The sequence below is a fragment of the Streptomyces sp. NPDC026500 genome, assembly GCF_055567635.1.
The window spans coordinates 102,896-123,859 of the sequence record NZ_JBVHQB010000020.1 but is presented as its reverse complement, the minus strand read 5'-3'; the positions used below and the strand labels follow the sequence as shown (position 1 = coordinate 123,859).

16 protein-coding genes, 1 other RNA gene and 1 pseudogene are annotated in these 20,964 nt (G+C 69.9%); 9 read left to right on the top strand and 9 right to left on the bottom strand.

The window, feature by feature from the left end:
• Positions 1-46 precede the first annotated feature (46 nt).
• The 4 genes from ACZ4N5_RS31290 (at position 47) to ACZ4N5_RS31275 (ending at position 5,153) form a co-directional block, all read left to right on the top strand.
• On the top strand, positions 47-1,693 hold the full coding sequence (locus ACZ4N5_RS31290; protein WP_467760395.1) for a serine/threonine-protein kinase: 1,647 nt from the start codon (positions 47-49) through the stop codon (positions 1,691-1,693).
• Between the two features lie 105 nt (positions 1,694-1,798).
• The gene (locus ACZ4N5_RS31285) at positions 1,799-3,043 is read left to right on the top strand and encodes a serine/threonine-protein kinase (protein ID WP_467760394.1); all 1,245 of its coding nucleotides are present in this window, start codon (positions 1,799-1,801) and stop codon (positions 3,041-3,043) included.
• A 79-nt stretch (positions 3,044-3,122) separates the two neighbouring features.
• Complete coding sequence (gene prfB / locus ACZ4N5_RS31280; RefSeq protein ID WP_467760393.1) at positions 3,123-4,229, top strand: peptide chain release factor 2; 1,107 nt, start codon at positions 3,123-3,125, stop codon at positions 4,227-4,229.
• Positions 4,230-4,565: 336 nt separating this feature from the next.
• Positions 4,566-5,153, top strand: coding sequence for a hypothetical protein (locus ACZ4N5_RS31275; RefSeq protein ID WP_467760392.1), 588 nt, complete (start codon positions 4,566-4,568; stop codon positions 5,151-5,153).
• Positions 5,154-5,249: 96 nt separating this feature from the next.
• Here ACZ4N5_RS31275 and ACZ4N5_RS31270 read toward each other — a convergent pair whose 3' ends face one another.
• Complete coding sequence (locus tag ACZ4N5_RS31270) at positions 5,250-5,441, bottom strand: hypothetical protein (RefSeq protein ID WP_028805018.1); 192 nt, start codon at positions 5,439-5,441, stop codon at positions 5,250-5,252.
• Between the two features lie 301 nt (positions 5,442-5,742).
• On the opposite strand from ACZ4N5_RS31270, the gene ftsE reads away from it, so the two are divergent.
• The 5 genes from ftsE to ssrA all read left to right on the top strand — a co-directional run bounded on the left by ftsE (position 5,743) and on the right by ssrA (position 9,785).
• The gene (ftsE, locus tag ACZ4N5_RS31265; protein ID WP_328555238.1) at positions 5,743-6,432 is read left to right on the top strand and encodes a cell division ATP-binding protein FtsE; all 690 of its coding nucleotides are present in this window, start codon (positions 5,743-5,745) and stop codon (positions 6,430-6,432) included.
• A gap of 33 nt (positions 6,433-6,465) precedes the next feature.
• A complete protein-coding gene (gene ftsX / locus ACZ4N5_RS31260; protein WP_467760391.1) occupies positions 6,466-7,386 on the top strand; it encodes a permease-like cell division protein FtsX in 921 nt (306 codons plus the stop codon).
• Between the two features lie 67 nt (positions 7,387-7,453).
• On the top strand, positions 7,454-8,620 hold the full coding sequence (locus ACZ4N5_RS31255; RefSeq protein WP_467760390.1) for a S41 family peptidase: 1,167 nt from the start codon (positions 7,454-7,456) through the stop codon (positions 8,618-8,620).
• Between the two features lie 81 nt (positions 8,621-8,701).
• Positions 8,702-9,235 carry an SsrA-binding protein SmpB gene (gene smpB, locus ACZ4N5_RS31250; protein WP_467760435.1) on the top strand — a complete coding sequence of 178 codons (534 nt, stop codon included), beginning with the start codon at positions 8,702-8,704 and terminating at the stop codon, positions 9,233-9,235.
• Between the two features lie 161 nt (positions 9,236-9,396).
• Positions 9,397-9,785, top strand: a transfer-messenger RNA (tmRNA) gene (gene ssrA, locus ACZ4N5_RS31245).
• A 102-nt stretch (positions 9,786-9,887) separates the two neighbouring features.
• On the opposite strand, the gene ACZ4N5_RS31240 is transcribed toward ssrA, so the two are convergent.
• The 8 genes and pseudogenes from ACZ4N5_RS31240 to ACZ4N5_RS31205 form a co-directional block, all read right to left on the bottom strand.
• A complete protein-coding gene (locus ACZ4N5_RS31240; protein ID WP_467760434.1) occupies positions 9,888-10,559 on the bottom strand; it encodes a fibronectin type III-like domain-contianing protein in 672 nt (223 codons plus the stop codon).
• Positions 10,560-10,625: 66 nt separating this feature from the next.
• A pseudogene (locus ACZ4N5_RS31235) lies at positions 10,626-12,815 on the bottom strand (glycoside hydrolase family 3 C-terminal domain-containing protein); the annotation flags it as partial.
• A gap of 11 nt (positions 12,816-12,826) precedes the next feature.
• The gene (locus ACZ4N5_RS31230) at positions 12,827-13,840 is read right to left on the bottom strand and encodes a LacI family DNA-binding transcriptional regulator (protein WP_467760389.1); all 1,014 of its coding nucleotides are present in this window, start codon (positions 13,838-13,840) and stop codon (positions 12,827-12,829) included.
• Positions 13,840-16,095, bottom strand: a complete 2,256-nt coding sequence (gene yicI / locus ACZ4N5_RS31225) for an alpha-xylosidase (RefSeq protein WP_467760388.1) — start codon at positions 16,093-16,095, stop codon at positions 13,840-13,842. The genes ACZ4N5_RS31230 and yicI overlap by 1 nt, the downstream gene beginning before the upstream one ends.
• Before the next feature lie 11 nt (positions 16,096-16,106).
• Positions 16,107-16,928 carry a carbohydrate ABC transporter permease gene (locus tag ACZ4N5_RS31220; protein WP_467760387.1) on the bottom strand — a complete coding sequence of 274 codons (822 nt, stop codon included), beginning with the start codon at positions 16,926-16,928 and terminating at the stop codon, positions 16,107-16,109.
• A complete protein-coding gene (locus tag ACZ4N5_RS31215) occupies positions 16,925-17,893 on the bottom strand; it encodes a carbohydrate ABC transporter permease (protein WP_467760386.1) in 969 nt (322 codons plus the stop codon). Before ACZ4N5_RS31215 ends, ACZ4N5_RS31220 begins: the two co-directional genes overlap by 4 nt.
• Complete coding sequence (locus ACZ4N5_RS31210; protein ID WP_467760385.1) at positions 17,890-19,185, bottom strand: ABC transporter substrate-binding protein; 1,296 nt, start codon at positions 19,183-19,185, stop codon at positions 17,890-17,892. The genes ACZ4N5_RS31215 and ACZ4N5_RS31210 overlap by 4 nt, the downstream gene beginning before the upstream one ends.
• A 283-nt stretch (positions 19,186-19,468) precedes the next feature.
• Entirely contained in the window at positions 19,469-20,884 is a 1,416-nt protein-coding gene (locus ACZ4N5_RS31205; protein WP_467760384.1) for an MFS transporter, read from the bottom strand.
• Positions 20,885-20,964: the final 80 nt, after the last annotated feature.

Sequence of the window (20,964 nt, the reverse complement as noted above, 5' to 3'; positions counted from 1 at the left end):
ATCACGGTGGACGGACCAGGCAAGCAAGCAACAGGGAGCGCATGACGTGCGGCCGGTAGGGAGCAAGTACCTCCTTGAGGAGCCGCTGGGGCGCGGCGCCACAGGCACGGTCTGGCGAGCCCGCCAGCGGGAGACCGCGGGCGCCGAGGCGGCCGTCGCCGGGCAGCCCGGCGAGACCGTGGCGATCAAGGTCCTGAAGGAAGAGCTCGCGAGCGACGCCGACATCGTGATGCGGTTCCTCCGTGAGCGGTCGGTGCTGCTGCGCCTGACCCACCCGAACATCGTGCGCGTACGCGACCTCGTCGTCGAAGGCGATCTCCTCGCCCTCGTCATGGACCTGGTCGACGGCCCCGACCTGCACCGCTACCTGCGCGAGAACGGGCCGTTCTCGCCCGTCGCCGCCGCCCTCCTCACCGCCCAGGTCGCCGACGCGCTCGCCGCCAGCCACGCCGACGGCGTCGTACACCGCGACCTGAAGCCCGCGAACGTCCTGCTCAAGCAGGACGCCGGCGGGATGCACCCGATGCTGACCGACTTCGGCATCGCGCGGCTCGCCGATTCCCCCGGCCTCACCCGCACCCACGAATTCGTCGGCACGCCCGCGTATGTCGCCCCGGAGTCCGCGGAGGGACGCCCGCAGACGTCCGCCGTCGACATCTACGGCGCGGGCATCTTGATGTACGAGCTGGTCACCGGGCGCCCGCCGTTCGCCGGCGGGTCCGCCCTCGAAGTGCTGCACCAGCACCTGAGCGCCGAACCGCGCCGCCCCTCGACCGTCCCGGACCCGCTGTGGACGGTCATAGAGCGCTGCCTGCGCAAGAACCCGGACGAGCGGCCCAGCGCCGAGAACCTCGCGCGCGGACTGCGTGCCGTCGCCGCCGGTGTCGGGGTGCACGCGACCCCGGCGCAGATCGCCGCCGCCGATGGCGTGGGCGCCCTGCTCGCCCCCGACCCGGCCCCGGCGCACGTCCCGGACATGCCCGGCGCGGCCGACCCCACACAGGTGCTGCCGCAGGGCGCGGCCTCCTACGACCCGTACGGCGCGACCAGCGTGCTGCCGCACACCTCCGGCGCGGCCGACCCGACCGCCGTGCTGCCGCCCGTGCCGCAGCACCAGCCGGGCGGACCGGGCGGACAGCCCGGCCAGGGCGAGGACCCGCACCCCTGGCAGAACCAGCTGCGCGCGGCCCGTGACCGCAACGAACAGACTCAGGTCCAGTACCTCGACCCGAACGAGGACCCGCTGCGCCGCCGCCCCCAGCGGCAGGTCGCACGACCGCAGCAGCAGCGTCCGCAGCGCGGCCAGCAGCCGCCGCCCGGATACGGCCATCCGCAGCAGCAGCAGTACGCGCCGCAGCACCAGCAGCAGCCGCAGCGCTACGCCCCGGCGCCCCAGCAGCAGCCCCAGCCGCAGCGGTACGCGCCCGAGCCCCAGCAGCCCGCGCCGCGTCAGCCGCGCGAGCCCCGTCAGCGCAGCTCCAACCCCATGAAGATCCCCGGGCTCGGCTGTCTCAAGGGGTGCCTGTTCACGATCATCATCCTGTTCGTCGCCGGCTGGCTGGTCTGGGAATTCAGTCCCCTCCAGCACTGGATCGGGTCCACCAGGAGTTTCTGGGGCGAGCTGACCCACAGGTACGACCAGGTCAGCAGCTGGATCGGCGATCTCAGCTCAAAGACCTCCTCGAGCAACTGACTCTGGGGATTTGTCGATATCTGACGGGTGATTTCGGTCTCGGGAGTGAAGGTTGGCTCCGCGGGCGCGTACTTTAAGCGGCAACACGCGTCTGTAGGAGCAGTCTTGGCACGCAAGATCGGCAGCAGGTACACCGCGCACCAGATCCTGGGGCGGGGGAGCGCCGGCACGGTGTGGCTGGGCGAGGGACCCGAGGGGCCCGTCGCCATCAAGCTGCTGCGCGAGGACCTCGCGTCCGACCAGGAGCTGGTGGGGCGCTTCGTGCAGGAGCGCACCGCACTGCTCGGTCTCGACGATCCCCACGTGGTGGCGGTGCGCGACCTGGTGGTGGACGGAAACGACCTCGCCCTCGTCATGGACCTCGTACGGGGCACCGACCTGCGCACCCGGCTCGACCGGGAGCGGCGGCTCGCCCCCGAGGCCGCGGTCGCGATCGTCGCCGACGTCGCGGACGGACTCGCCGCCGCGCACGCGGCCGGGGTCGTCCACCGCGACGTGAAGCCGGAGAACGTCCTGCTCGACATGCAGGGCCCGCTCGGCCCCGGCGGCTCCCACCCGGCCCTCCTGACCGACTTCGGTGTGGCCAAGCTCATCGACTCGCCGCGCCGGACCCGGGTCACCAAGATCATCGGTACACCCGACTACCTGGCGCCCGAGATCATCGAGGGCCTGCCGCCGCGCGCCGCCGTCGACATCTACGCGCTGGCGACCGTGCTCTACGAGCTGCTCGCCGGGTTCACGCCCTTCGGGGGCGGACACCCCGGCGCCGTCCTGCGCCGCCACGTCACGGAGACCGTGGTCCCGCTCCCGGGCATCCCGGACGAGCTGTGGCAGCTGATCGTGCAGTGCCTGGCCAAGGCGCCCGCGTCCCGGCTGCGGGCGTCCGAGATGGGGGCGCGGCTGCGGGAGCAGCTGCCGCTGCTGGCCGGGATGCCGCCGCTGGACGTGGACTCGCCGGACGCGGAGTCCGCGGACGGGGACGACGAGTACGAGGAGACCTCGGAACCGCCCGCGCCCGCAGCGGCGCGCGAGCGGCGCGGGGCCGTACCCCTTGTGCCGGGGGCCGCACCCGACTCGAACCGGGACACCCACACCTCGATGCGCGTGCCGGCGCCCGACGAGCTGGCCGGCGGGGCCCGGGGAACCGCTCGGGCGCCCCGCGCGGCGGGCGCGCCCCGTCCCGGATCCGCCCGGCACCGCGCCTCCGCCCGCCGGCGGCGCATCACCCTGGGGACGGCGGCGGCCGTGCTGGTCGCCGCGGTGGGCGTCGGTACCTGGCTCGCCACCTCCGACGACGGCGCCGACGCGACCCCCCAGGACACGAAGAACTCGGCCCCGGCCTCCCCCTGACCCCCCTGGGTACGGGCGATGCGGGGCCCCTCCGGGGCGAGGGGCGAGGCCCGGTTGTCGTAACCGTTACGCTGGAGGCGTGGCAGTCGTCGATGTATCCGAAGAGCTCAAGTCCCTCTCCTCGACCATGGAGTCGATCGAGGCCGTCCTGGACCTCGACAAGCTGAGGGCAGATGTCGCCGTGCTCGAGGAGCAGGCGGCCGCGCCGTCCCTGTGGGACGACCCGGACGAGGCGCAGAAGATCACCAGCAAGCTGAGCCACCTCCAGGCGGAGGTCAGGAAGGCCGAGGCGCTCCGCGGGCGCATCGACGATCTGAGCGTGCTCTTCGAGATGGCCGAGGAGGAGGACGACCCGGACACCCGTGCCGAGGCCGACGCCGAGCTCGTCGCCGTCAAGAAGGCGCTGGACGAGATGGAGGTCCGCACGCTCCTGTCCGGCGAGTACGACTCCCGTGAGGCCGTCGTCACCATCCGTGCCGAGGCCGGCGGCGTCGACGCCTCCGACTTCGCCGAGAAGCTCCAGCGCATGTACCTGCGCTGGGCCGAGCGGCACGGCTACAAGACGGAGCTCTACGAGACCTCGTACGCGGAAGAGGCGGGCATCAAGTCCACCACCTTCGCCGTCCACGTGCCGTACGCGTACGGCACGCTCTCCGTGGAGCAGGGCACGCACCGGCTGGTGCGCATCTCGCCGTTCGACAACCAGGGGCGCCGCCAGACGTCCTTCGCCGGTGTCGAGATCCTGCCGGTCGTCGAGCAGACCGACCACATCGAGATCGACGAGTCCGAGCTGCGGATCGACGTGTACCGCTCGTCCGGTCCCGGCGGCCAGGGCGTCAACACCACCGACTCCGCGGTGCGCCTGACCCACCTCGCCACCGGCATCGTCGTCTCGTGCCAGAACGAGCGGTCGCAGATCCAGAACAAGGCCTCGGCCATGAACGTTCTGCAGGCCAAGCTCCTTGAGCGGCGCCGGCAGGAGGAGCAGGCCGCGATGGACGCCCTCAAGGGCGACGGCGGCAACTCCTGGGGAAACCAGATGCGTTCGTACGTCCTGCACCCGTACCAGATGGTCAAGGACCTGCGCACCGAGTTCGAAGTCGGCAACCCCGAGGCCGTGTTCGGTGGCGAGATCGACGGCTTCCTGGAGGCCGGAATTCGCTGGCGCAAGCAGCAGGAGAAGTAGGAACGCGCGAGGCGCGGTGTCGGCGGGCCCTTTCCGCCCTCTCCAAAACCTCTTTGTCGACAAGGCAACTGCCGTCCATCGGGCGGCAGTTGCCTTTGTTGTAGGGGTTGTCTGGGTTTTATGTCACAGTCGGCTGTTCGCACGCCAGGCAAACGATGTGGTTCCGGACATCGCGTACGCAACGACCTTGACGTTGCTTTGAAAACTGGGAAGGGTGACGTGTGGCATGCGTATCTCCGGGGCGCATGTGAACCGGGGGGTCGAGCGAAACCTCCTGTGACGCCGTGGCTCCGGGCGCTGCTCCATTGACGATCAGCTACTGGGGGTAGCAGGCAGATGACCAAGAAGACGCGGATCCGCGCGGCACGGATAGCCGCCGGCGTGATGATCGCCGCCGGTGCTTCACTCACCGCGGCGGGTGTCGCCTCGGCGACCGGCGCCGACGGCCCGACCCCGGACCCGTCCGGCACGGGTATCCCGACCTCGCCGGCTCCCACCGAGACGACGCCGACCTCGCCGGCTCCGACCGAGACGACGCCGACGTCACCGGCCCCGACCGAGACGACGCCGACGTCACCGGCCCCGACCGCCACCACGCCCACCGGAAACCCGACCGAGCCGACGGAGGAGCCCACCTCCGGCTCGTCCTCCGCGCCCGCGGACGGCAACTCCGGTTCCGGCAACTCCGGCTCCGGCAACGAGAACGACCCCAACGGTGGGTCCACCGCCCAGGAAGAGGGCTCCTCCGCCCTCACCGACACCGGCTCGGACACCACGGCCCAGGGCAAGGACGGCGCGCTGGCCGAGACGGGTGCCGGCCAGACCGTGTTCCTGCTCGTCGGTGCCGCCACGATGGTCGCCGGTGGTATCGGCTTCCGTCTGCTGCCGCGCCTCGCCGGTGGCCGCGGCGGCGCTGCCGCCTGACGCACACCCGTACGACGAAGGGCCCGGAGCAGCTCGCTCCGGGCCCTTCTCGCGTTCAGGGATGTCGGCGGCCGTGCGGGGCCGTCCGCGCGGCTCTCACACCGTCTGGTGGGCCACGAGTGCCAGCGCCGCGATCAGCACCGCGAGCAGGGCGATCAGTGCCATGGGATTGAGTCCCGCGAAGGGGCTCTCCTGCTGGAGTCGCTCCCGGTTCGCGCGGCAGACGGGGCAGCGGCCCTCGCTGACAGGTGCCGCGCAGTTAGCGCATACCAATCGGTCGTACGTCATGCGCCGACCCTCCTTGCGACGTCTCCGCGTACGCAACGTTCTCGCGTACACATCGCTCTCTTAACGCTTCGGCGAACGCAACCGTTCCCCTACCACTGTGCCAGGTTCCGCGGATTTCGGCGCGGCTCGCCTTATCCTGCCCCGACCGGAGTGCCGTGAGGCGCTCGGATCAGGTGTGAAACGCGCCTCAGATCCGTGACAAATCGTGCAAGCCGCGCGCAACCCCGTACGCCGACTGCGCTCGCACACCCGGTTCGCGTATGGTCACGCACACCTACCCCCGGCGACCCGTGGTGCACCCGTGATCCGATTCGACAATGTCTCCAAGGTCTACCCCAAGCAGACCCGCCCCGCTCTCAGGGATGTCTCCCTGGAGGTCGAGCGCGGAGAATTCGTGTTCCTCGTGGGGTCCTCCGGCTCCGGAAAGTCCACCTTCCTGCGGCTGATCCTCCGCGAGGAGCGGACCAGCCAAGGCCAGGTGCACGTCCTGGGCAAGGACCTCGCGCGCCTCTCCAACTGGAAGGTGCCGCAGATGCGCCGCCAGCTGGGGACCGTGTTCCAGGACTTCCGTCTGCTGCCCAACAAGACGGTCGCCGAGAACGTGGCCTTCGCCCAGGAGGTCATCGGCAAGTCCCGCGGTGAGATCCGCAAGTCCGTGCCCCAGGTGCTCGACCTCGTCGGCCTGGGCGGCAAGGAGGACCGGATGCCCGGCGAGCTGTCCGGTGGTGAGCAGCAGCGTGTGGCCATCGCGAGAGCCTTCGTGAACCGGCCCAAGCTCCTCATCGCCGACGAGCCGACCGGAAACCTCGACCCGCAGACCTCGGTGGGCATCATGAAACTGCTCGACCGGATCAACCGGACGGGCACCACGGTCCTGATGGCGACGCACGACCAGAACATCGTGGACCAGATGCGCAAGCGCGTCATCGAGCTGGAGCAGGGCCGTCTCGTCCGCGACCAGGCACGCGGCGTCTACGGCTACCAGCACTGATCATCGTCCACGGAAAGGTCTGAGGAAGACGCCATGCGCGCGCAGTTCGTTCTGTCGGAGATCGGTGTCGGTCTCCGCCGCAACCTGACCATGACCTTCGCGGTCGTCGTCTCGGTCGCCCTCTCGCTCGCCCTGTTCGGCGGCTCGCTCCTGATGAGCGACCAGGTGAACACCATGAAGGGCTACTGGTACGACAAGGTCAACGTCTCGATCTTCCTCTGCAACAAGAGCGACGCCGAGTCCGACCCCCACTGCGCCAAGGGCGCCGTGACCAGTGACCAGAAGAAGCAGATCGTCGCCGACCTGGACAAGATGTCCACGGTCGTCCAGAAGGTCACCTACGAGTCCTCGGACCAGGCGTACAAGCACTACAAGGAGCAGTTCGGCGACTCCCCGCTGGCCAGCTCCCTCACGCCGGACCAGATGCAGGAGTCGTACCGGATCAAGCTGAAGGACCCGGAGAAGTACCAGGTCATCGCGACCGCCTTCGACGGCCGTGACGGCGTGCAGTCCGTGCAGGACCAGAAGGGCATCCTGGACAACCTGTTCGGGCTCCTGAACGGCATGAACTGGGCCGCGCGCGCGGTGATGGCGATGATGCTCGTCGTCGCGCTGATGCTGATCGTCAACACCGTGCGCGTCTCGGCGTTCAGCCGGCGGCGTGAGACGGGCATCATGCGGCTCGTCGGCGCCTCCGGCTTCTACATCCAGGCGCCGTTCATCGCGGAGGCCTCGGTCGCCGGGCTCATCGGCGGCGGTGTCGCCTGCGGCTTCCTGCTGATCGCCCGGTACTTCATCATCGACCACGGTCTGGCGCTGTCCCATAAGCTGAATCTGATCAACTTCATCGGCTGGGACGCCGTGTTGACCAAGCTCCCGCTCATCCTCGCGACGAGCCTGCTGATGCCGGCTGTGGCCGCGTTCTTCGCGTTGCGCAAGTACCTGAAGGTGTGACGCATGCCAAGAGGGCCGTACCGTCAACCGGCGGTGCGGCCCTTCGCGTTGTCCTAGACTCACCGGCATGTCAGGCCGTGACCTGTTCTGCGAGCCCCGCCGCATCCGCCGCGGGGCGGCCCTGACATTGGTGTTCACGAGTGTCCTCGTCGCCGGTGCGGCGACCGGATCGTTCTCCGACCCCGCCCGGAAGACCGCGGCCCCGACGCCCGGTTCGGCATCGGCACGCCACCACGACGAGGTCGCCGAGGCCGCCGCCGAGGCGATGGCCGACGGCAAGTCCCCCATGGAGGCCGCCGAGCGCGCCGTCAGCCGCAGCGGAGACCGCTGGGGCGCCGTCTACTCCCAGGGCGAGTACGAGGAGTTCGAGGAAGCCCTCGACGGCCAGTACACCGGCGTCGGCCTGTGGGCCCGCCGCGAGCGCGACGGGCGCATCGAGGTCACCCGCGTCAGCGCCGGCTCACCCGCCGCCGCCGCGGGCATCCGCAAGGGCGACCGGCTGCGCACCGTCGACGGCGCGAAGGTGGACGGCAGGCCGGTCACCGAGGTCGTCTCGTTACTGCGCGGCGACGCGGACGAGGCGACCGCCGGCACGAAGGTCTCCCTCGGCCTGGAGCGCGGCACGCAGTCGTGGAGCCGGACCCTGCGCCGCGCCAGGCTCTCCACGGACTCCGTGACCGTCAGCAGGCTTCCCGGCGATGTCACCCTGATCAAGGTCGACGCCTTCACCAAGGGTGTGGGCGACGCCGTACGGGCCGCCGTCGGCCGGGCGCCTGGCCGGGCCGGGATCGTCCTCGACCTGCGCGGCAACTCCGGCGGCCTGGTCACCGAGGCCGTCACCACCGCCTCCGTCTTCCTCGACGGCGGCCTCGTCGCCACGTACGACGTGAACGGCGCGCAGCGCGCCCTGCACGCGGACTCCGGCGGCGACACCGCCAGACCCCTGGTCGCGCTCGTCGACGGCGGCACGATGAGCGCCGCCGAGCTGCTCACCGGTGCCCTCCAGGACCGTGGGCGGGCGGTCGTCGTGGGGTCCAGGACCTTCGGCAAGGGCTCGGTCCAGATGCCGAGCCGGCTGCCCGACGGCTCCGTGGCCGAGCTGACCGTCGGGCACTACCGCACCCCCGCGGGGCGCTCCGTCGACGGCCGGGGCATCACCCCCGATCTGGAGGCGGACACGGAATCGCTGAAGCGGGCCGAGACCGTACTGAGCGGCCTCGGGGACCCTTCGTGACCTCCGGACCGCCGGCCTGGTAATCGGCTTTCCCCCGAGCCCCCCTGTAGTGCGAAAATGGCCAGCACTATGAGCAAGGGAATGTACGTACCGAAGGAGTCCCAGCCCAAGCAGGGCGGCCAGGGCTCCGGCAAGGCCAAGGACGGCAAGCGCAAGATCGTCGCGCAGAACAAGAAGGCGCGGCACGACTACGCGATCATCGACACCTACGAGGCCGGGCTCGTCCTGACCGGCACAGAGGTGAAGTCGCTGCGCCAGGGGCGCGCCTCGCTGGCCGACGGCTTCGTCCAGATCGACGGGAACGAGGCGTGGCTGCACAACGCCCACATCCCGGAGTACAGCCAGGGCACCTGGACCAACCACACCGTGCGCCGCAAGCGCAAGCTCCTCCTGCACCGCGAGGAGATCGACAAGCTGGAGGCGAAGACCCAGGAGACGGGTCACACGATCGTGCCGCTCGCCCTGTACTTCAAGGACGGCCGGGCGAAGGCGGAGATCGCGCTCGCCCGAGGCAAGAAGGAGTACGACAAGCGGCAGACCCTGCGTGAGAAGCAGGACCGGCGCGAGTCGGACCGGGCGATCGCGGCGGTCAAGCGGAAGCAGCGCGGCGAGTAACCCGCCGAGCGACCGAGCGGCGGGCGGAGCGGCGCGGCGGGCTGAGCGGGCCCGCCGGAATAGGCTGGCACCGTCGTGCGTTGGTCACGTACGATGGCACTGCACCCCACAGAGGGTGCGAGGTTCCTCCCCGGAGGGGCCGAGCTTTGAAAAATCAACATGGGGATGATCGGTTTCGACAGCGGCTGTTGAAGCAGGGGAAGCGTGTCGAGGAAGCGGCAATGATCTCGTAAACCATATGTCGCAAAAAATAATCGCCAATTCCAAGAGCGATTCCCAGTCCTTCGCCCTCGCTGCCTAATAAGCAGTGAGTGAGGGACCCTTAATGGGTGTCAGCCCGGGAGTGTTCCCGACCCGGATCCTGGCATAATCTAGGGGACTAAACCATCGAGCCCGGTCACGGGGTTCGCTGGGAAATCAAACAGTGACTGAGCCCGTCGGCGACTTGTTCGCGTGATTGCCGGGGCTGAGAAAATCACAGCGAACTGCACACGGAGAAGCCCTGATTTTGCACCGTTGGACGCGGGTTCGATTCCCGCCATCTCCACTCATCCCATGTTTTAATTGAATAGCGTCCAATTGAATATCGTGACGAAGGCCCCGCTGCTCAGGCAGCGGGGCCTTCGTCGTGTACTCCTGGCGTCCGGGGCGGTCAGCGCAGGGTGAACGTCGACAGTCGAAGGCCCCCGCTCAGCACCAGGTACACGTCCTGGCGGCCCCTCGGCGCGTTCTTCAGAGCGGCGGTCACCGTCTCGTAGGCGTACGGCGACGAGGTGGCGTCCGGGTACGCCGTGCCGAGGAGGGTCCCGGTCGGGGAGCCGAGGCGGACCTCGACGGTGCCGGCGCCACCGGCCACGCGGGCACTGAACTCCGTTGCCCCGTCGACCGGTCGGGTGTCCGCGAACTTCAGCCAGGCGCCGTCGGCCGCCGAGCCCACCGCCGTGCCGCGTGCCTTCGACTCGTCGACGAGACGGACGCCGGAGTAGTCGTCGAAGTTCTCGGCACGGGTGGTGCGGGCGAGGTCCCGCGGCGGGATCGTCTCGCCCCGCACCTGAAGGGCCGCGCGGGAGCGGATGTCCGCCGCCGACGCGCCGGCCAGCACGTCGTACGTCCCGCTCTCCACCACCCACCGCGAGCGCGTGACATCCCAGTGGGCCAGGTCCTTCGTACGCAGCGGCAATCGCACGGTCTTCGTCTCGCCCGGTTTCAGCGCCACCCGCGCGTACGATTTCAGCTGCTTCAGCGGCTGTTTGTCGCGCGACACCCGCTGGTGCGTGTAGAGCTGGACGACCTCGTCGCCTGCGCGCCCGCCGGTATTGGTCACGGCGACCTCGTAACCGCCGTCGACGCGTTTCAGTCCGCCGTAGCGGAACGAGGTGTACGACAGGCCGTAGCCGAAGGGATAGAGCGGCCGGCCCGTGAAGTACTGGTAGGTACGGGCCGACTTGATGATGTCGTAGTCGAGGATCGACGGAAGGTCCGACTCCGAGCGGTACCAGGTCTGGGTGAGGCGGCCGGACGGATTCGCGTCGCCGTAGAGCAGGTCGGCGAGCGCGTTGCCGGTCTCCTGGCCGGCGTGCGTGGTCCACAGCAGGGCCGGAACCTCGTCCTGGAGGGAGCCGAGGGTGGTCGGTTAGCTGTTCTCGACGACCACGACCGTCTTCGGGTTGGCCGCGTGCACCGCCCTGACCAGGGCTTCCTGGGAGGGGGCGAGACCCATGTCGGTGCGGTCGTGGTCCTCGCGGCCGTTGATCGAGGGCATCGAGCCGACCACGACCACCGCCGTGTCCTTGCCCTTCACCGCGGCCACGGCGTCGTCGACCCCGCTGCGGACGACGTCCTTGGCGTAGTGCGCCGCCTGGTCCTTCGTGACCAGACCGAGGGTGCCGTCGTCGCCTGTCGGCCCGAGGTAGACGGGACTCGACCACCAGGACTCGCCGGTCTCGTAGCCCGCGTACCGCAGCAGATACGTCCCGTCGCCCTGCCGCTCCAGCTTGAACTGCTGCTGCACGTACCAGCCGTTGGGCTGGGTCTGGTCGTTGACGAAGCCCGACCAGTTGTAACCGACGTACTTTCCGTTGGCGGCCGAGCGCAGCGTCACGATGCCGGAGCCCCAGTCGAAGACGTCGAACTGGCCGGCCGTTCCGCTCTCCGCGCTCTCCTTCAGGGCCGCTCCCGCCTCGGAGGCCCCCGCCGTGACGTACTCTCCCGTGGCCGTGTCCCGCAGCGCGACGCGGTCCGCGCCCTCGCTGCTCGCCACGGGGGTGCCGAGCTTCGCCTCGATGCCGGCCTTGGGCGTGACCGCGTAGGGCAGGGTGCCCGAGTACCAGTCGGTGTAGAGGGTGTCGGCGAGGGGACCGACGACGGCGACCCTTGCGCCCGAAGTCGCCTTCAGCGGAAGCGTGTTGTCGTTCTTCAGCAGGACCGCCGCCTCGGTGGCCGCCTCGCGGGCCAGCTTCCGGTGCGCCGGGCTGTCGATGACGGACGCGTCGATCGCCCCGTACTTCCCGCCGTTCGGCTCGAACTCGCCGAGCCGGACACGGATCGCGAGGATGTGGGAGACGGCGGTGTCGACGTCCGACTCCTTCAACAGGCCTGCGGAAAGCGCCGACTTGACGGCCGTGGTGGTGGGTTCCGGGTCCGCGCTGTTGTCCGTGAAGCTGTCGATGCCCGCCTTCAGCGCGGCCGCGTCGCCCTCGGCGAAGGTGGGGTAGTAGTTCTGGGTGGCGGGCAGCAGATTGCCGGGGGCGAAGGCGTCGGTGACGTTCATGAGGTCCCGGTCCGTCCAGCCCCGCACGACGTCGTCCAGATCCGGATTGACCGTGTCGGGGCGGCCGTTGACCAGGTTGTACGAGGACATGACGCCGGTCGCCGCGTCCGCCTCGACCGCCGGTGCGAAGGCCGCCTCGTCGTACTCGTGCAGCACGCGCGGCCGCAGGTCGGAGGACGTCGTCGCCCGGTGCACCTCGTTGTTGTTGGCGAGGTAGTGCTTGAGCGTGGGCGCCGTCTTCAGATGGTCGGGGTCACCGCCCGTCAGACCCTCGCCGTACGCGGTCGAGATCGAGCCGGTGAGATAGGGGTCCTCGGAGTAGCCCTCCTCGTTGCGGCCCCAGCGCGGATCGCGCAGCAGGTTCACCACCGGCGCCCACAGGTTGAGGCCCCAGCCGTCCGGGCGCTGCTGCTGGAAGCCGCGCGCCTCGTCGCCGACCGCCGAACCGACCCGCTCGATCAGGGCCGGGTCCCAGGTCGAGGCGAGCCCGACCGCCTGCGGGAACACCGTGGCCTTCCCCAGCCAGGCGACCCCGTGCAGGGCCTCGGTCCCGGTGCGGAACGCCTGGATGCCGAGGCGGGGGATCGCGGGCTCGTACTGGTGGAGCAGGGAGATCCGCTCGTCGAGGGTGAGCCTGCCCAGCAGGTCGTCGACGCGGTCGGCGACGGGCAGCCGCGGATCGCGGAAGGGAGCGGAGTACGCGGACGCGGTGGCGGGACCCGTGGTGGTGGCCAGGCCCGCGATCAGCGCGAGCGCCGTGGTCACCAGGGCCGCAGCTCCAGGTCTTCTTCTTTTCTTGCCTATGCCCATGACACGTCTCCTCAGGAAGTCAGCGTGCGGGGTGCGGTGCTGGCGCGCTCCGTCATCCGGGGGGTGAGCAGGGTCGCCTCCGCGGCGGGCGCGCCGTTCAGCTTGTTCATGAGCAACTCGACTGCCCGCGCGCCCACTTCGGTGGACGGGATGGCGATGGAGGTGACCGGGACGCGCAGGCTCTCGGCGAGTTCGTCCGGACAGATGGCGGTGACGGACAGATCGGCCGGAACCCGCAGGCCGAGCTGCTCGAAGGCGTCGATCAGCGGCTCGAGAACCGGCTCGTTGTGGACGACGACCCCCGTCAACGCGGGCTGTTCGCGTAGCAGTTGCTCGGCGACCCGGCGCGCCGCCGCGGGGGAGGCCTCGCAGGGGTGGACGGACGAGGCCAGGCCGCCCCGGTCGGCGGCGGCGGTGAACCCCTGCACCACCCGCTGCGCGAACGCCGTGCCCCGCACATACACCTCCGGCGGCGACCCGACCAGCGCGACGACCCGGTGCCCGAGTCCCGCGAGCCGCTCCACGCACAGCTCACCGGCCGCCTTGAAGTCCAGGTCGATGCAGGTGAGCCCGTCGGCGGCGGCCGGGAAACCGATGAGCACCGACGGCCGGTCCAGCGCGCGCAGCAACGGCAGCCGGGGATCGTGGAGTTGCACGTCCATCACGATCAGCGCGTCCACCAGCGCGGTGTCCGCGACCCGGCGCAACCCGTCCTCGCCCTCCTCCTGCGTGAGCAGCAGGACGTCGTGGTCGTGCAGCCGGGCCGCTGTCACCACCGACACCGCGAACTGCATCACCACCGGCACATGGATGCCGGCCCGCAGCGGGACGACCAGTGCGAGGACGTTCGACCGGCTGCTGGCCAGCGCCCTGGCCCCCGCGTGCGGGCGGTAGCCGAGGCGGCGGATGCTCTCCTCGACGCGCTGCCGGGTCGCCTCGGAGATCGGCCGCTTGCCGCTGAGGGCGTACGAGACGGTGCTGGGGGAGACCCCGGCGTGCCGCGCCACATCGGTGATCTTGACCATCACTCGGACTCCAGGTCCAGGGAGAGGAAGCCCGTCCCGGCGCCGGCCCGCACCTCGCGCCCGCCCGCGGCCAGCCCCCAGGGCGCCGAGGGATCGGCGCAGGACGCGCGCAGGGTGTGCCCCTCACGTACGACGGTGAAGGTCACCCCGTCGACCTGCACCGTCACCCTGGCGCCCCGCTTCAGGTCGTACGCGCGCAGGGTGACCCCGTCGGCGTAGTCGTACTCGGGGCGGTCGTCCACCGCGCCCACCGGGATCACCGCGCCCGGCCGCACGAGCAGCGGCACGCTCAGGAAGCCGTGCCGCTCGCGCACCCAGCGCGGTCCGGTCACCGGCGGCCCGCCGAGATAGGGGGTCCAGGTGCCCTCGGGCACGTAGTACGAGACGTCCCCGTCGTCGCTGAAGACGGGCGCGACCAGCAGATCCGGGCCGAGCATGTACTGCCGTTCCAGATGCGCGCACGCCGGATCGTCCGGGAACTCCAGGACCATCGCCCGCATCATCGGCACGCCCTCCGCGTGGGCGGTGCGGGCGGCCTCGTACAGATACGGCATGAGGCCGAGCTTCAGCCGGGTGAACAGCCGCAGGACGTCCACGGCCTCCTCGTCGAAGAGCCAGGGCACGCGGTACGAGGACGAGCCGTGCAGCCTGCTGTGCGAGGACAGCAGTCCGAAGGCGATCCACCGCTTGAACAGCGCGGGCGTCGGTGTCCCCTCGAAGCCGCCGATGTCATGGCTCCAGAACCCGAACCCCGACATGCCGAGACTGAGCCCGCCGCGCAGCGACTCGGCCATCGACGCGTACGTCGCCTCGCAGTCGCCGCCCCAGTGCACCGGGAACTGCTGGCTCCCCGTGGTCGCCGAGCGGGCGAAGACGACGGCCTCGTGCTCCCCCCGGTGTTTGCGGAGCACATCGAAGACGGTCTGGTTGTAGAGGTACGTGTAGTAGTTGTGCATCCGCTCCGGGTCGGCGCCGTCGGCGTACGCCACATCCACCGGGACCCGCTCGCCGAAGTCGGTCTTGAAGCAGTCGACGCCCTGTTCGAGCAGCGCCTCCAGCTTCGCCGCGTACCAGTCCCGGGCGGCCGGGCTGGTGAAGTCGACCAGAGCCATGCCCGGCTGCCACAGGTCCCACTGCCAGACGCTTCCGTCGGGCCGCTTGAGCAGATGTCCGAGGGCCCGCCCCTCCGCGAACAGCGGTGAGCGCTGCGCGATGTACGGGTTGATCCAGACGCAGATCCGCAGTCCCTTGTCCTTCAGCCGCGCCAGCATCCCCTCCGGATCGGGGAACACCCGCGGATCCCACCGGAAGTCGCACCAGTTGAACTCGCGCATCCAGAAGCAGTCGAAGTGGAAGACGGACAGCGGGAGTTCACGCTCGCGCATGCCGTCGATGAAGGAGGTGACGGTGTCCTCGTCGTAGGAGGTGGTGAAGGACGTCGACAGCCACAGGCCGAAGGACCACGCGGGCGGCAGCGCCGGACGCCCGGTGAGCGCCGTGTACTTGCGCAGGATGTCCTTCGGGGTCGGTCCGTGGATGACGTAGTACGTCAACTGCTGCGTCTCGGCGCTGAACTGGACCCGGGAGACCGCCTCCGAGCCGACCTCGAAGGAGACCCGGCCCGGGTGGTCCACGAAGACGCCGTAGCCCGCGTCCGTCAGATAGAACGGCACGTTCTTGTAGGCCTGTTCGGTGGCCGTGCCGCCGTCCGCGTTCCACATGTCCACGACCTGCCCGTTCTTGACGAGCGGCCCGAACCGCTCGCCGAGACCGAAGACCTGCGTGCCGACCCCGAGGTTCAGCTGCTCGCGCAGATAGTGGGCGCCGGTCGCGTCCCGCATGATGCCCATGCCCTTGGGGCCACTGCTGGTGAGGGTGCGGCCGTGCGCGAGGAAGTCGATGTGCCAGGGGCTGGTCCGGGCGACCCGCACGGACAGGGCGCCCGAGGTCAGGGTCGCGTGGCTGTCGTCGTACTCCGCGAGCGGTGTGAACTCGGCTCCGCGCACCTCGAACCGGGGTCCCCGTGGCTCCTCGCCCTGGAAGTGGGTGAACGTGACGCCGATGACGTCGGGCATCGGCGCATGGGCGCTGATCGTCACGACCGGTCCCTTCAGCAGGTCGCCGCGGTGCCGGATGGGCTGCGTCGGCGCGTGGATCTCCAGGCCGCCGGGACCCGAGGTCACATCGAGGACCTCGACCGGGTGGGCCGCGGTGACACCCTCGCGCAGCAGCCAGTAGCCGTCCGTGAACTTCACTGTCCTACTCCTTACTTGACTGCGCCGACGGCGATGCCGCGGGTGAGGGTCCGCTGGAAGAGCAGGAAGAAGACGATGGCGGGCAGGACGCCAAGCAGGGCGGCCGCGTTCGTCATCGTGGCGTCCATCAGACGCTGGCCCTGGAGGACACCGAGGGCCACCGACACCGTCTGGTTGTCGTTGGAGATCAGCATGACCAGCGGCAGCAGGAACTCGTTCCACGTCCAGATGAAGAAGAAGACGAGTAGCACACCGATCGTGGGGCGGCTGACCGGGACCACGATCCGCCACAGCACCTGCCACTGGTTCGCCCCGTCGATCCGCGCGGCCTCGATGATCTCGCGCGGGAACCGCCCGAGGACGGAGGAGAGGAGGTAGGTGCCGAAGGCCGCCTGGATCACGGTGAACACGATGATCACGCTGAGCCTGGTGTCGTAGAGGCCGGCCTGCTTGCTCAGGTAGTAGACCGGATAGACCAGCGCCTCCTGGGGCAGCGTGTTCGCGAGGACGAAGAAGGCGAGCACCCAGGTGCGGCCCCTGATCCGGCCGATGCCGATCGCGTACGCGTTGAGGACCGACAGGACGGCGGCCCCGACCGCCACCGAGCCGGAGATCAGGACCGAGTTGATGAGCTTCTGCCCGAAGTCGACGCGCTGCCAGAAGTCCTTGAGGCCGTCGAGGTAGAGGCCGCGGGGGAGGCTGAGGGGCCCGTGCGCGGAGTACTCGGCGGGCGACTTGACCGCGTTGACCGCGACGACGGCGAACGGCAGAACCATGAACAGCGCGCCGATGACGAGGGCCACGAGAACCGGGTAGCGACGGAGGGCGGTCATACGCGGATCCCTTCCTCGGCGTCCTCGGCGCGTGTCTGGAACTTCAGCCCGATCATCGCCAGGGCCAGGATGATCACGGTCAGAACGGTGGAGATCGCGGCGCCGTAGCCGACCTGCGTCTTCTCGAAGAAGGTCGTGAAGGAGAAGTACGACGGCACGTCGGTGGCGCCGCCGGGACCGCCCTTCGTCAGGACGGACACCGCCCCGAACACCTTCAGCGCGGCGATCGTGCACCACAGGAGGACGACCGAGATCTCCGGGCGGATCTGCGGCAGCGTGATGTGCCAGAACCGCCGCCACCAGCCCGCGCCGTCCAGCTCGGCGGCCTCGTACAGCTGCGGGTCCACCCGTTGCAGCCCCGCCATGAAGACGACGAGCGGGAAGCCGATCTGCACCCACACCATCACGCCCATGACGCTGTAGAGCGCGAGGTCGGGGTCGCCCAGCCAGTCCTGCTGCCAGGAACCGAGGCCGACGGCCTTCAGCAGTTCGTTGAGCGAGCCGTTGTCGGGCGCGAGGATCCAGCTCCACACGATGCCCGCGACGGCGATCGGCAGGACCTGGGGAAGGTAGAAGCAGGCGCGGAGCACGGCCGCCGTCCGCGTCCCGAAGTGCTTGGCGACGAAGTCGAACAGGGCGGCGGCGAGGACGAGTCCGAGGGCGGTCGGCACGACGGCCATCGCGACGACCATGAACAGGCTGTGCCGGAAGGACGCCCAGAACTCGGAATCGCCCATCAGCTCGCGGTAGTTGGCGAGCCCCGACCAGGTGGGACTGCCGACCCCCTGCCAGTCGGTGAAGCTCACACCGGTGTTCATCAGGAAGGGGACGACGACGACCACGAGGAACGCGACGAACCCCGGGAGCAGGAAGAGGGCGTAGGACGTGCGGGGACGGCGCGGGCGCGTCGCGGCGCCGTGGTGGCCGCGGGCGACCCGGCCGCCCCGCTCGACGGTGACCGTCATGTCTTCGGTACGCCCTTGTCGTACGCCTTCTGCAGCGCGGACAGGTAGTCGTCCGGTTTCTCGCTCCCGGTGATCAGCTTCTGTGTCTCCGAGACGAGGACGTCGTAGAAGCCGGCGACGGGCCAGTCCGGATAGAAGGCGAGACCGTCCTTCCCGGAGAGGGTGTTGAAGTCGCCGATCAGCGTCTTGGCCTGGGGGTCCGTGATGGCGGCGGGATCGGCCGCCACCGGGACCCCGCCCTGGTTGCCCAGCAGGTTCTGGATCTTCTTCGACAGCGTGATGTCGATGAAGTCGTAGGCGAGGTTCTTGTTCTTCGCGCCCTTGGGGACGACCCAGATGTTGCCGCCGGAGCCGAGCGTGAGGTTGCTCTCGGGCCACAGGAAGGTGCCCCAGTCGAACTTGTTCTCCGTCTTGAAGCGGCCGTACCACCAGCTGCCGGAGAACAGGATCGGGCTCTTGCCCTGGATGAAGGAGACGCCCGCGTCCTCGGCCTTGAGCCCGCTGGACTTCTTGCCGATGTAGCCCTTCTTCACCCAGTCGGCGAACGTGGTCGCCGCGTACGTCCAGGCCGCGTCGTGGAAGTCCGCCTTGCCCTTGTAGAGCTCGTACGTGTCGACCCAGGAGCGGTCGGCCTTGGACAGGGCCAGCTGGTAGAGGTACTGCTGGGCCATGTACTCGGCGCCCGCGTCGGCGAGCGGGGTGATGCCCTTCGCGACGAACTTGTCCATCGCGGAGGTGAGTTCGGCCAGGGTGGTGGGCTGGGCGATGCCGTACTTCTTGAAGAGGTCCTTGTTGTAGAACACCATCGTGTACTCGGCGTAGTCGGGCACGCCGTACCACTTGCCGGAGCCCATGACCCCGTTGGAGTCGTACTGGCTGATGGTCCGCACCCCGCCGCTGATCTCCTTGTCCCAGCCGCGCTTGGTCACTTCGGCGCTGAGATCGGTGAGAAGCCCCTGCTTGGACAGGAGTCCGGCGGTCGCGTTGCCCTTGTTGTACTCCATGATGTCGGGGGCGTCGTTCGAGTTGAGGACCATGGGCGCCGTCTTCTGGATCTGCTCGAAGCCCTTCTCCTCGAACTTCACCTTCACGCCCGGGTGTTGCGCTTCGAATTCCTTGATGGCCTCCTTCCAGGCCATCCGCATCGCGCTGTCCGGCCCTTCGTAGTGCCACAGCCTCAGTGTCTTGCCGTCCGAGGAACCACTGTCCGAGCCGCCGCAGGACGTCGCCAGCAGGGCGCCCGCCAAGGCCACCGCCGCTGCCGCCGCCACACGCCGTCGTGTCGTCAACATCCACTGCCTCCAGAGGAGTTGGATGGGTATCGGGCCGCCACGCATCACACGTCGAATCGTTTCGATGCGTGACGTCGAAGCGCTTCGACGGGGGAAGGTATGTGGGGGCCGGGAGCGCGTCAATGGGCTGAGCCGGAATTGGGGCGGGGGTTCGACGGGCCGGACGGTGGGGTGTCTGCGGGGTCGGACCCCGGGATGCTTGCCGGGCCGGACAGGGGATGTCTGCCGGGCCGGACCCCGGGATGTCTGCCGGGTTGGACGGTGAGGTGTTTGTCCGGTCGGGCTACGGGGTGTTCGCCGGGTGGAGCTCAGGGCATTGCTCCCGGTGCCGGACCGTCCTCGTCCTCGCGGTCCTCGCGCCCAGCACGGCGACGACGAGCGCGACCGTCGCCGCCGCGACCGGCACCGCGTACCCCGCGGCCGGTGACACGTGCTCCACCACCCATCCGCCGCCCGCCGAGCCGCCCGCGATCCCGCCCAGCAGGCCGGTCACCGCGAGGGTCATGCCCTCGTTCAGCCGGCCCTCGGGCGTGCGCCGCTGGACCAGCGTCATGCCGGTGACCATCGTCGGGGCGGTCGCCATGCCGGCCACGAGCAGCGCACCCGCGAGCACCAGGAGCGAACCGGTGAGCCGGACCGCGAGGAGGGGCAGCGTCAGCAGCACCGCCATGGCGCCGACGCACACCGCGTACCGCCGCGCCGAGAGCGCCTCGGCGTCGAGCGGGGCCGAGTGCTCCGTGGAGTGTGCGGACGCCGTGCGGTCGTCGAGCGGGTTCGCGAGTTCCGGGGAGCGTGCCGTGCGGTCGTCGAGCGGGTGCGCGGGCTCGGGGGAAGCCGCTTCCCGGTCGACCGGGGTCGATTGCTCGGGGGAGGCGGACGCGCCCCCCTTCATCGCGCCGTACACCAGGCCCGCCACGCACGACCCCGCCGCCTGGAGGGCGAGTACCGCGCCCGCGGCGGACCGGTGCCCCCGCTCGTCCGCGAACGCGATCGTCACCACCTCCATCGCGCCGAACACCGCGCCGGTGGCGAGGAAGGAGAGAAGCAGCGGAGGCATCCCGGGCGCGAGAGCGGGCGACGCGGACGTCGCGCGCGGCTGGGGCGGCGGCTGCGTCGAACGCTGCGCGGTGAAGAGCAGCACGCCCGTCATCAGCAGCGCGGACCCCACGAGCATGCCCGCCTCCGGCGAAACCGTCCCGCACAGAAGGGCCGCGAGCACCGGGCCCAGCATGAAGCACAGCTCGTCGACGGCCTGCTCGAAGGAGTTCGCGGTGTGCAGCGCCGCCGCGTCGCCCTTGAGGAGGTGGGCCCAGCGCGCGCGGGACATCCCGCCCGTGTTGGGGGTCGTGGCGGTGGCGGCGTACGCGGCGAAGAGGGTCCAGTCGGGCGCGCCGAGGCGCACGCACACCACCAGTCCGATCCCGCCGAGCAGCGCGAAGGCCGTGGCGGGCACGGCCACCCGGGCCTGCCCGTGCCGGTCGACGAGCCGCGCGGTCCAGGGAGCGACCACCGCCGTCGCCGCGAGACCCGTCGCCGTGACGGCGCCGGCGAGCGCGTACGAGCCCCGCGAACTCGCGATCATGATGACCGCGCTCACGCTGAACATGCCCATGGGCAGCCGTGCGACGAGGTTTCCGAGGGTGAAGGCACGGGTGCCGGGATGCGCGAAGAGACGGCGGTAGGGGGTGAGCGGCGACATGGGTGAACCGTCGCCCGGCTCCCCGGGAACGGTCCAACACTTACTCGGTCGCGATTGACGCACCTGGGTTGTAGGTTCGC

What these genes read in the sequence shown, in the direction of transcription:
- ACZ4N5_RS31270 (WP_028805018.1), bottom strand. Translation starts at nt 5,441, where the DNA reads ATGACGTACGACCGATTGGTATGCGCTAACTGCGCGGCACCTGTCAGC.
- ACZ4N5_RS31230 (WP_467760389.1), bottom strand. Translation starts at nt 13,840, where the DNA reads ATGGTCAAGATCACCGATGTGGCGCGGCACGCCGGGGTCTCCCCCAGC.
- ACZ4N5_RS31215 (WP_467760386.1), bottom strand. Translation starts at nt 17,893, where the DNA reads ATGACGGTCACCGTCGAGCGGGGCGGCCGGGTCGCCCGCGGCCACCAC.
- ACZ4N5_RS31210 (WP_467760385.1), bottom strand. Translation starts at nt 19,185, where the DNA reads ATGTTGACGACACGACGGCGTGTGGCGGCGGCAGCGGCGGTGGCCTTG.
- smpB (WP_467760435.1), top strand. Translation starts at nt 8,702, where the DNA reads ATGTACGTACCGAAGGAGTCCCAGCCCAAGCAGGGCGGCCAGGGCTCC.
- ACZ4N5_RS31255 (WP_467760390.1), top strand. Translation starts at nt 7,454, where the DNA reads ATGTCAGGCCGTGACCTGTTCTGCGAGCCCCGCCGCATCCGCCGCGGG.
- ftsX (WP_467760391.1), top strand. Translation starts at nt 6,466, where the DNA reads ATGCGCGCGCAGTTCGTTCTGTCGGAGATCGGTGTCGGTCTCCGCCGC.
- ACZ4N5_RS31220 (WP_467760387.1), bottom strand. Translation starts at nt 16,928, where the DNA reads ATGACCGCCCTCCGTCGCTACCCGGTTCTCGTGGCCCTCGTCATCGGC.
- ACZ4N5_RS31275 (WP_467760392.1), top strand. Translation starts at nt 4,566, where the DNA reads ATGACCAAGAAGACGCGGATCCGCGCGGCACGGATAGCCGCCGGCGTG.
- ACZ4N5_RS31205 (WP_467760384.1), bottom strand. Translation starts at nt 20,884, where the DNA reads ATGTCGCCGCTCACCCCCTACCGCCGTCTCTTCGCGCATCCCGGCACC.